This is a genomic window from Micromonospora sp. NPDC047074 (assembly GCF_040643815.1).
Classification (GTDB): domain Bacteria; phylum Actinomycetota; class Actinomycetes; order Mycobacteriales; family Micromonosporaceae; genus Micromonospora.
Genome location: NZ_JBEYVB010000071.1, coordinates 1 through 10,620 on the forward strand (window position 1 = coordinate 1; position 10,620 = coordinate 10,620).

The 10,620-nt window shown below is 75.4% G+C and carries 6 protein-coding genes; 5 read left to right on the plus strand and 1 reads right to left on the minus strand.

Translation table 11 applies throughout. From position 1 onward, the window contains the following. Positions 1-56: 56 nt before the first annotated feature. Positions 57-1,730, minus strand: a complete 1,674-nt coding sequence (locus ABZ809_RS34115) for an adenylate/guanylate cyclase domain-containing protein (protein WP_357566781.1) — start codon at positions 1,728-1,730, stop codon at positions 57-59. A gap of 242 nt (positions 1,731-1,972) precedes the next feature. Here ABZ809_RS34115 and ABZ809_RS34120 point away from each other — a divergent pair, with 242 nt between their 5' ends. The 5 genes from ABZ809_RS34120 (at position 1,973) to ABZ809_RS34140 (ending at position 10,463) form a co-directional block, all read left to right on the plus strand. Beyond that, positions 1,973-4,861: an AAA family ATPase gene (locus ABZ809_RS34120; RefSeq protein WP_357566782.1), complete on the plus strand. Its 2,889-nt coding sequence runs from the start codon at positions 1,973-1,975 to the stop codon at positions 4,859-4,861. 108 nt (positions 4,862-4,969) lie between these two features. Continuing rightward, positions 4,970-5,740: a DUF5995 family protein gene (locus ABZ809_RS34125; RefSeq protein WP_357566783.1), complete on the plus strand. Its 771-nt coding sequence runs from the start codon at positions 4,970-4,972 to the stop codon at positions 5,738-5,740. Positions 5,741-5,977: 237 nt separating this feature from the next. After that, the gene (locus ABZ809_RS34130) at positions 5,978-6,379 is read left to right on the plus strand and encodes a hypothetical protein (protein ID WP_357566784.1); all 402 of its coding nucleotides are present in this window, start codon (positions 5,978-5,980) and stop codon (positions 6,377-6,379) included. Between the two features lie 86 nt (positions 6,380-6,465). Continuing rightward, positions 6,466-8,559 (plus strand): amino acid transporter, encoded by a 2,094-nt coding sequence (locus tag ABZ809_RS34135; protein WP_357566785.1) that lies wholly within the window; start codon positions 6,466-6,468, stop codon positions 8,557-8,559. Positions 8,560-8,858: 299 nt separating this feature from the next. Further along, positions 8,859-10,463 (plus strand): hypothetical protein, encoded by a 1,605-nt coding sequence (locus ABZ809_RS34140; RefSeq protein ID WP_357566786.1) that lies wholly within the window; start codon positions 8,859-8,861, stop codon positions 10,461-10,463. Positions 10,464-10,620 lie beyond the last annotated feature (157 nt).

A 10,620-nucleotide genomic window follows, 5' to 3' on the forward strand; every position in this document is an offset into this window, starting at 1 on the left:
CTACGACAGCGTGCTGCTCGGTCTGGTCGAGTGCGCCGGTGCCGGAATCACCACGGTCAACAACTAGGCTGCCCGGCCCGCCGGGCGAACATCGCCCGCACCGCCCGGGGCAGTCGGGAGCACGCGACCTCGCGGACCACCGCGTCGGCGACGGCGTACCGGCCGTCGGCGCGGGCGACCAGCAGGCCCGCCGAGGCCAGGTCGCGCAGCACCGGCGCGGCAATGCGGGGCGCCCAGTCGAGCAGGCGTGCCACCGTCGCGGCGGTGACCGCGGCGTCGGCGGTCGCGGCGGCCATCAGCACGGCGCGGCCCGGTCCGTCGAGGCGGTCCAGCCGGGCGTCGACCTCCCGGCGCACCGCCTCGGGCACGGGCTGGGCCGCGCCCAGCGACGCCACGTACGCGACGGCCCGCCCCGGATTGCCGCCGACCAACGGCAGCAGCCGGGCGACCGTCGCCGCCGACCGGTCGGCCCGGCCGAGCAGGTGGCGCAGCAGCCGGCCGGTCTCCACCGGGCGCAGCGGCGGCACGACCAACCGGTGCCGCCGCCCGGACGGCCCGGGCAGCGCCCCCGCCCACTCGGGACGGTGCAGCGCCACCACCACCAGCGGCAGCGACCGCGCGGTGGCCGCCGCGAAGAGCCGGCGCAGGAAGCGGTGCAGCGCCGAGGTGGCCCGGTCGAGGTCGTCCACCGCCACCACCACCGGCTGCCGGGCGGCGAGCCCCAGCAGCGCCTCCCGCGCCACGTCGGCGCCCCGCGCCGCGTCACCCGAACCGTCCGGCGTGCTCAGCAGCGCCTCCAGCGCGTCCACCGCCCCGGCCAGACCGGTCGGCGGCACCAGGCCCGCGAGGCCGGCGGCGAGCTGTCGCCGTACCGCCGGGGGCGGCTCGGTGGCGCGGAGGCTGACGACCCCGCGGACCAGGTCCGCGACGGGGGCCAAGGGCTGCGGGTACGGCGCGCAGCGGGTGACGCACCAGCGCACCGGCGCCCCGTCCACCGCCGTCGTCGTGCGGGTCAGCTCGTGCAGCAGCCGGCTGCGTCCGCTGCCGGCGGGGCCGACCAGCGACAGCCAGCGCGGGCCGCGCTCCCGGACGGCCCGGACGACCAGGTCCCGGGCCGTCGCCAGCTCCCGGCGCCGCCCGATCAGCGGCCCCTCGTGCCGGGCCGGGACCGGGTGGATGGTGCCGGCGGCGTGCCACACGTCGACCGGCAGCGCCTTGCCGGCCAGGGCCACCGGCGGCACGCGACGCTGGTCGACCAGGCCCACGGTGGCCCGGTGGGTGGCGGCGCAGAGCGCGACCCCGCCGGGCGGGGCGTGCTCCTGCAACCGGGCGGCGGTGCTGATCACGGCGCCGCTGGCCGCGCCGTGCCCGCCGTCGCGCGCCCCGGCGAGCGCCACCAGCGCCTCGCCGGTGGCCACCCCGACCCGGACCCGCAGCCGCGCCACACCGGGCAACGTCCGGTGGTCGAGGGCCCGCTGGATCTCCAGCGCCGCCCGCACCGCCCGGTACGCGTCGAAGCCGTCGGACTCGCGCGCCCCGAACAGCGCCATGACGGCGTCGCCGATGTACTTCTCGACCACCCCGTGCCACCGGCGCAGCACCCCGGCGACCGTGTCGAAGTACGCCCGTTGCAGCGCCCGTACGTCCTCGGGGTCGAGCCGGTCGACGAGCGCGGTCGACCCGACGATGTCGGCGAACAGCACGGTGACGAGGCGTCTCTCCTCCGGCACCGGCCAGCCTGCCGACCGGACCTGCGATGACTCAGCGACGATGGTGGGCATGGGCCTCGACCTGCCTTTCCCCCGCGGGCTGACGACGCTTCGGACCCTCTCACCGATGGCCTGACGACGGATCTGCCGAACGACGTATGTCGGCCGCGCGTGACCGTTTGCCGCGATGTCGACGCGAAGGAGTACCACAGGGGGCAAAAGACCCGTAGAGCGGTACGGGGCCCTGTGACTAGGCTTCGTCCATGGCCAGCGATGTGGACACCGCACCGCTCGTCGGCCGGGCCGACCTGGTGGCGACGGTGCGGTCCGCGCTGCTCGACGACGTCGCCCAGGGACAGACGGCCGCCGTCTTCCTCATCGGCGAGAGCGGCGTCGGCAAGACCCGGCTGCTGCACGAGGTCGGCGCCCGGCTGGGCGACGCCGGGGCACTGGTGCTCACCGGCTCCTGTCTGGACATCGGCGACGCGTCGCCGCTGCATCCGCTGCTCCAGGCGCTGCGCCGCCTCGACGCCGGGCTGACCGGTTCCCGGGCGTCCTCGGCGGTCCGCGACCTGCTGCGGATGTTCGCCGAGGAGACCGCCGGCCCGGACGGCGCGGGGGCGCTGCTGGAGCGGGTCTCCCGGGGGCTGCACCTGGTGGCCGGGGGGCGCCCGCTGGTGCTCGTCCTGGACGACCTCCAGTGGGGCGACCGGAGCACCCGGCAGCTGCTGCTCTACCTGCTGGCGGGCCTCGGTGACCTCCAGTTGTCGGTGCTCGCCGCCGTGCGGGCCGAGTCGTTGCAGGGCGCGCACCCGTTGCGCCGCGTGCTCACCGAGCTGCGCCGGCTGCGTACGGTGCGGGTGCTCGACCTGGCCCCGCTGGACCGGGCCGGCACCGACCGGCTCGCCGCCGCCGTGGTCGGCCAGCCGCTCGCCCCGGAGGCGGCGGAGCTGGTGTGGCAGCGCAGCGGCGGCAACCCGTTCGTGGTGGAGGAGTTGGCCCGCGACCTGCGTGAGGGCCGCGACGGGCTCTCCGACACGCTGCGGGAGATCTTCCTGGCCCGGGTGGACGCGCTGCCCGGGCACGCGCACGCTGTGGTGCACGCGGTGGCGGCCGGGGTCGAGCCGGTGGCGCACTGGCTGCTGGCACGGGTCGTGCGGCTGCCCGAGGACGAGCTGATCGAGGCGGTCCGGGCGACCGTCGCCCATCGGCTGCTGGTGAGCGCGGACGACGGCTACCGGCTGCGACACCGGTTGGTCGCCGAGGTGCTGGCGCACGAGCTGCTGCCGGCCGAGCGTGCCGCCCTGCACCGCCGCCACGCCGAGGCGCTCACCGCCGCCCCGGCCGAGCTGCACCAGGCGCGCCTGGCGCACCACTGGCGGCTGGCCGGTGAGCCCACCCGCGCGCTGCCGGCGGCGATGGCCGCGGCCCGGGAGGCCGAGCGGTTGCACGGCTACGCCGAGGCGCACCGGCACTGGTCGGTGGCGTTGCAACTGGCCGGCGCGCCGACCGCGGCGCCGCCCGAGGCGGACCGGGCCACCCTGCTGGAGCACGCCGCCGAGGCCGCCCACCACTGCGGTGAGCACGCCCGGGCGCTGGCGCTGCTGGAGGAACTGGCCGCCGACGGCGCCGGCCCGTCGGCCTGCGCGCTGCACATCCGCCGGGCCCGCTACCTGGCCGCGGCCGGCCGCTCGGCGCCTGCGGAGGCGGAATACCAGCGGGCCCTGGAGGCCGCCGACTGTACGCCCCGGGAACGGGCGACCGCCGCGGCGCACCTGGCCGAGCTGCTGCTGCACCTGGGCCGGTACGCGGACGCCGGCCGGCGGGCCCGGGAGGCGCTGGAGCTCTCCGCCGACGTGGCCGGTTCCACCTCCGAGGTGGTGCTGGCCAGCGCGGCGCTCGGCTTCTCGGAGGCGTACCTGGAGGATCCGGACGCCGGGCTGGCGGTGATGCGCCGCGCGCTGGAGACCGCCGAGCGTTCCGGTCGCCCGGAGGACGTGGCGTGCGCGTACCTGCACCTGGCGGAGCTGCTGACCGGCCCGCTGAACGTCCTGGAGGAGGGCGTCGTCGTGGCCCGCCGGGGCGCCGAGCGGGTGGCCGAGCTCGGCCTGGGCCGCACGTACGAGACCCGGCTGTTGGCCATCGCCACCAACGGGCTGTTCCGGGTGGGGCAGTGGGCGGAGGCGGAGAAGGTCGTCGCGGCGGCGCTGCGGCACCGCCCCTCGGGTGCGGACGCGGTGGAACTGCTGCTGGCGCGCTGCCGGCTGTCGGTGGGCTACGGCGACGTCGAGGCCGCCGACCGCGACCTCGACGCGGTGGCCACGGTGCTGGCCGGCGGCGGGGCGCGGCACGTGATCCCGCTGCTCACCCTGCGGGCGGGGCTGGCCATGTGGCAGGGGCGGCACGACCTGGCCCGGCAGGCGGTGCAGCGCGGCCTGACCGAGAGCCGTTCCGACGACGTGGGCATCCTCGCCGCGCTGGTGTGGCACGGCCTGCGGGCCGAGGCCGAGGCGCACGCCAGCCGCACGGTGGCCGTCGACCGGACGGCGGTGCGCCGGCTGCGGGAGGTGGCCGACCGGGTCGCCCGCAAGAGCGCACACGCCGCCCGGCCGGTGCGCGACGTGGTCGACGGGTTCCTGGCGCTGTGCGCCGCCGAGGTGAGCCGCCTCGACGGCAGCGACCCCGAACTGTGGGCCCGCTCGGTGGCGCAGTGGGACCGTCGGAACCATCCCTACCCGGCGGCGTACTCGCGGCTGCGGCAGGCCGAGGCGCTGCTGGCCCGGCGCAGCCGCAGCGCCACCGCGGCCACGCTGCTGCGGCAGGCGTACGAGGTGGCGCAGGGCCTCGGCGCGGTGCCGCTGACCTCGGAGATCCGTACCCTCGCCGGGCGGGCGCGGGTGTCGCTGGAGGACCGCCCGGCCGCCACCGGGCCGGCAGCCGGGCCGGACGGCGACGAGCTGGCGGCGCTGACGGCCCGGGAACGCGAGGTGCTCGCCGCGGTCGCCGAGGGCCTGACCAACCGGGAGATCGGCCAGCGGTTGTTCATCAGCGAGCGGACCATCGGCGTGCACGTCTCGCACATCTTCGACAAGCTCCAGGTCCGCACCCGGGTGCAGGCGAGCGCGATCTTCCTACGCAACCGGCCCGGCTGACGCACGGCACGGATACGTCGTTCTACTGATCCGGCCGACTGTCGTCGGCTGGAAGGCTGTGCTGCGTCGCCGACGGCACGGGGGTGCCGGGAGAGCTGTGGAGGAAAGATGACCGAACCGGTGTGGGGGCCCGTGCAGCGGGACATCGTCGACCTGCTCGCCGACCACCCCGCCGACGTGCCGGCGGTGGTGGACCACCTCACCAAGCTCCAGGATCTGCTGGTCCGGCTGCCACCGCTGGAGGCGAGCTGCCCGCTGGCCGACTTCAACCGGCTCTACCTGACGATCACCGAGAGCGTGCTGAACGGGCTCTACGACGACAGGTTCGCCGACCCGGTCTTCCTGTCCCGGCTGGACGTGGAGTTCGCGGCCCGCTACTTCGACGCGATGCGGCTGTGGACCGACTCCAGCCCGGGCACGCCGAAGGCGTGGGCGTGCCTGTTCGCGCGGATGCGCGGCCCGGACGCCCGCCCGCTGCCGTCGGCGGCCGCCGGGGTGAACGCGCACATCAACTTCGACCTGCCGTTCGCGTTGGTGACGACGTTCGACAGCCTGGAGTCGGAGCCGGTCGACGGCACCGAACAGCACCGCGACTACCTGGAGATCAACAACATCTTCGCGGACAAGATCCCCGGTCTGCGGCGCGGCTACCTGGAGCGGTGGCAGCTGCTCATCGACATGGTCAACGGCGACATCGACGACTGGTACCAGGGGGAGCTGGTCGAGTACACCCGCGACGTCGCCTGGCGCAACGCGCAGAAGATCTGGCGGTGCCGGCACGACCCGGCCGCCCACGAGTGTGAGCGCACGCGGCTGGACGACTCCGCCGCGGCGCTCGGACGGCTGCTGCTGTCGCCCCTCGGGGCGTTCCTGCAGTAGCCGGACGGGGGGTCCCCGCGCTCCGCGACCGGCACTCGGCGGAGCGCGGGGACGCGTCCCGGGCGGTGTCGTCGGGCCGGCCGGCTCGGAGGGGTGTCGGCCGGCCCGCACCGGGTACGCCCGCGCCATGAGTCATCCGGCCCGGCGTCCCGCCGCCCGCCCCCGCCCCCGTCCCGTCGCCCCACGTCGCCCCGCCCGGCCGGGAGACGCCCGCCGACCCGGCCGAGGCGGAGCGGAATGACCGGCGACGGTCGGCGGTTCGCGTTCCGCTTCGACCCGGCCTTCCGGCCCGCGCTGGCGCTGGTCGGGGTCCGGCCGGCGAGCGCCTGGGTCGGCGTCGGTCCGGCCGAGTTGGTGGTCCGGTTCGGCCCGTGGCGGCTGCGGACCTCCCGGGACAACGTCGTCGACGTGATGCCCGGCGGGCCGTACCGCTGGTGGCGGGCGATCGGCGTGCGCCTCTCGCTGGCCGATGCCGGTGTCACCTTCGCCAGCAGCACCGCCGCCGGTCTCTGCCTCCGGTTCGCCGAGCCGGTGCCCGCCCTGCTGCCCGGCGGGTCGCTCCGGCATCCGGGGGCGACGGTGACCGTGGCCGACCCCGAGGCCCTGGCCCGGGCGTTGGCCCTGGTGGAGGGTGGCTGAGGCGTTCCGGCTTCACCGTTCTGCCGGGCGACCGGCCGGCGACCGCCTACGGTCGGGGCAGGACCGCGCAGGGGTGGGGACGGGACATGCGTGACGAGCAGGGGCCGAGGTCGCGGCGCACCCGCGGTCGCCGCCCGCCGCCCGCCGGGCCGGCGCGGGACCTGCGCGCCGCCCGCGACCCGACCCGTCGCGGCGATCGCCCGGGGCAACCGGTCGTCGTCCCGGAGGCACAGGCCAGCCCCACCCGTCCCGCCGCGCCGTTGAGCCCGCTGCGCCGGTGGCTGTTCGCGCACCGGGTGCAACCGGTCGGCCCCGAGGCGGCGGAGGGACAGGCCCGCTCGCACCCGTGGTGGCAGGTCATGTGCCTGACCGGGGTGGACTACTTCTCCACCCTGTCGTACCTGCCCGGCATCGCCGCCGTCGCCGCCGGGGCGCTCTCCCCGCTGGCCACCCTGCTCATCGTCGCGCTGACGCTGTTCGGCATGCTGCCCATGTACCGCCGGGTGGCCCGGGAGAGCCCGCACGGGCAGGGCTCGGTGGCGATGCTGGAACGGCTGCTGCCGTTCTGGCGCGGCAAGGTCTTCGTGCTGGTCCTGCTCGGTTTCGTGGCCACCTCCTGGATCATCACGATCACCCTCTCCTCGGCCGACGCCACCGTGCACCTGCTGGAGAACCCGCTCGTGCCCGAGGGCGTCGGCGGTACAGGTGTCGCCGTCGGCGTCACCGTCGCGCTGCTGCTGGTCCTCGGCGGGGTCTTCCTGCTCGGTTTCCGGGAGGCGGTCGCGGTGGCCGTCCCGCTGGTCGCCGTCTTCCTGGCCCTGAACGCCGTGATCGTGGGGGAGTCGCTGGCCGCCGTCGCGACGACCCCCGGGACACTGTCGGACTGGACCGCCGCGCTGACCACCGGTGGCGGCCCCGGCGAGGTGGCGCTGACCGCCGTGCTGGCGTTCCCGTTGCTGGTGCTGGGGCTCTCCGGCTTCGAGACCGGGGTGAGCATGATGCCGCTGGTGGCCGGCACGGGCGCGGACCGCGAGGCGCGGCTGGCGGCACGGATCCGCAACACCCGCCGGCTGCTCGCCTCCGCCGCGCTGATCATGTCGGTGTACCTGGTGACGACCACATTCGTCACCACGGTGCTCATCCCCGCCCACGAGTTCGAGCCGGGCGGGGCCGCGAACGGCCGGGCGCTCGCGTACCTCGCCCACGAGCGCCTCGGCGAGGCCTTCGGCACCGTCTACGACGTCAGCAGCGCGCTGATCCTCTGGTTCGCCGGCGCCTCCGCCATGGCCGGCCTGATCAACATCGTGCCCCGCTACCTGCCCACCTACGGCATGGCGCCGGAGTGGGCCCGGGCCGTACGGCCGGTCGTGATCGTCTACACCGTGGTCAGCGTCGCGATCACCCTGATCTTCCGGGCGGACGTGAACGACCAGGCCGGGGCGTACGCCACCGGCATCCTCGCCATGATGGTCTCCGCCGCCGTGGCGGTGACCATCTCCGCGGCCCGCCGCCGGGAGCGCGGCACGGCCGGCGGGTTCGCCGTGCTCACCCTCGTGCTGTTGTACGCCCTCGCCGAGAACGTCATCGCGAAGCCGGACGGCATCGCCATCTCCGCGCTGTTCATCCTCGGCATCGTGGCGGTCTCGCTGGTGTCCCGGGTGACCCGGACCACCGAGCTGCGTACGGAGCGGATCGAGTTCGACGAGCCCGCCCGCCGGTTCATCGCCGAGTCGCTGGCGCACGACGGGCGACTGCACCTCATCGCCCACAAGCGGGCGGGCGGCGCGGTCAAGGAGTACACGGTCAAGGAGCGGGCGCAGCGGGGAATGAATCCCGTGCCCGGCGAGGGCGACATCCTCTTCCTGGAGATCGACGTGGTCGATCCGTCCGAGTTCAGCCAGGTGCTGCGGGTGCACGGCGTGGAGGTGGGCGGCTTCCGCGTGCTGCGGGCCAGCAGCCCGGCCGTGCCGAACGCCATCGCGGCGATCCTGCTGGCGCTGCGCGACGCCACCGGCGTCCGCCCGCACGCCCATTTCGAGTGGTCGGAGGGGAACCCGCTCGCGCACCTGCTGCGCTACCTCATCCTTGGCCGGGGCGACACCCCACCGGTGGTACGGGAGATCATCCGCAAGTGCGAGCCGGACCCCGCCCGGCGGCCCGGCATCCACGTGGGCGGCTGACCCGGCGCCTCGTCCCGGTCCGAGTGACGGCGATCTTGCACCGCGAAGACGTGAATACTACGTCTATTCATGTTCGACGGACTTGCCCCGTTTCCGTCCGTATCGTGGCCTTCGGTGGTTGTCGGGATGCCAGCCGCCCCGCGTCCGGTTTCGGCGCGGCCATGGCACGTACGCGAGAGGCAGGAAACCTGATGTCGACGTATCAAGGGAGCCGGCGGGGAGGACGACCCAGGCGGCGGTCCCGGTGGTTCTTAGCCGGTGGCCTCGTGGCGGGCAGCCTGGTCGCGGGGACGACCGGAATGACGGGTGCCGCCCTGGCCGCGAACCGGGACCTGCCCGTCGTCGCCGCGCCGTCGCTGGCGTCGGCCGGCGACGACGCCGCCGAGGAGAACCGCGACGACCGCCGCGAGCGGAGCCGTGCCGACCTCGGCGAGCGGCGCTCCGACGGATCCGGCTACGCCAACGGTTCCGACCGCGCCAGCGGCTCCGGCGATGCCAGCGGTTCCGACCGTGCCAGCGGTTCCGACCGGGCTCGTGACTACGGCGCGGCCGGGGCGACCGGCGACTCGGGCGCGCAGCGTCGTGGCTGGGCGGCCGGGGAGCGCCCCGGGGCGGAGGACCAGGGCCGTTCCGGCGACACGGAACGGCGGCCCGGCACCGGGCGCCGGCCGGAGGTCTCGGTGCCGTGCGACTCCACAAGGCTCATCTCGGCGCTGGTCCGGGCCAACGCCCAGGGTGGCGCCAACCTGCGGCTGGCGCCGAAGTGCACGTACGAGCTCACCCACGCCTTCCAGCAGCCCGACGAGTACGACGGCGGGATCCGCGACGCCCGGGAGGCCGCCGACAGCGCGGAGAACCCCGGCGACGCCGAGGCGCCCCCTCGTGACCCCCGGCACGACCGGGCCGGGCTGCCGGTGATCTACCACCCGATCACCATCCGGGGCGAGGGCGCGACCATCCTCCGGGACGCGCACGCCGAGGCGTTCCGGTTCTTCACCGTCCGCGACGGCGGCGAGTTGACGCTGTCCGACGTCGTGCTGAAGAACGGTCTCTCCGCCGCCGAGGGCGGCAGCGTCCACGTCGTGCACGGCGCATCGGCCGTGATCGAACGCACCACGGTCATCGGCAGCACCTCGCTCTCCGCGGAGGGAGGCGGTGGCGGGATCTTCAACGACGGCCATCTGGTCGTCACGGGGAGCACGTTCATCGGCAACCACGCCTCCGGCACCGCGGGCAAGGGCGGGGGCCTGCTCAACGGCGGTGTGCTGACCCTGCGTGCGTCGGAGTTCCGGGGCAACAGCGCCGTCGCGTACGGCGGTGGCCTGGGCAACTACCGGGGCGCGGCCGAGGTGCACTCGAGCATCTTCGCCCGCAACAACGCGGCCCAGGGCGGCGGTCTCGCCAGCTTCTCGGCCCGTACCCGGGTGGCCGACACGAAGGTGCTGGACAACACCGCGCAGACCGGTGGCGGCATCGCCAACTCGGACGCGCTGGTCTTCCTGCGCGGCCTGGAGGTGCGGTACAACACCGCCACGGGCAACGGCGGTGGCATCTCCACCTTCCAGGGCCTGGTCCCGGTCGACGACAGCGTCGTGGTGGACAACATCGCCCGGGGTTCCGGCGGCGGGATCTACGCGGAGAAGTCGAACCTGCTGGTGCGCTGGAGCGACGTCGGCCGCAACCACGCGGTCGGCGCGAAGTCCAAGGGGGGCGGGGTGTTCGCCGCGCAGGGCCAGGTCTCCCTCTTCTCCAGCCGGGTGACCGGGAACGCCGCCACGGTGAAGCCCGGCGGTCTCTTCGCGGACAGGGCGCGGGTCAAGGTCGACGACGAGACCGAGATCATCGACAACGAGTCCACCAACTGCGAGGGCGGCAGGGTGCCGGTGACGAACTGCTTCCGCTGACCTCCGGCGGACCGTCCCGCCTGTCCCGAAGGGGCGCGCCCGGTCCCACCGTCGCGATCGCTGTGATCGTCGGCCGGTGGGACCGGGCGCGCCCGCTCGCCCCCCCCCCCCCCCCCCCCCCCCCCCCCCCCCCCCCCCACCCCCCCCCCCCCCCCAA

Excerpts from the sequence above, each read along its gene's own strand:
- ABZ809_RS34140 (WP_357566786.1), top strand. The coding sequence starts at position 8,859 with ATGACGGGTGCCGCCCTGGCCGCGAACCGGGACCTGCCCGTCGTCGCC.
- ABZ809_RS34130 (WP_357566784.1), top strand. The coding sequence starts at position 5,978 with ATGACCGGCGACGGTCGGCGGTTCGCGTTCCGCTTCGACCCGGCCTTC.
- ABZ809_RS34120 (WP_357566782.1), top strand. The coding sequence starts at position 1,973 with ATGGCCAGCGATGTGGACACCGCACCGCTCGTCGGCCGGGCCGACCTG.
- ABZ809_RS34135 (WP_357566785.1), top strand. The coding sequence starts at position 6,466 with ATGCGTGACGAGCAGGGGCCGAGGTCGCGGCGCACCCGCGGTCGCCGC.
- ABZ809_RS34125 (WP_357566783.1), top strand. The coding sequence starts at position 4,970 with ATGACCGAACCGGTGTGGGGGCCCGTGCAGCGGGACATCGTCGACCTG.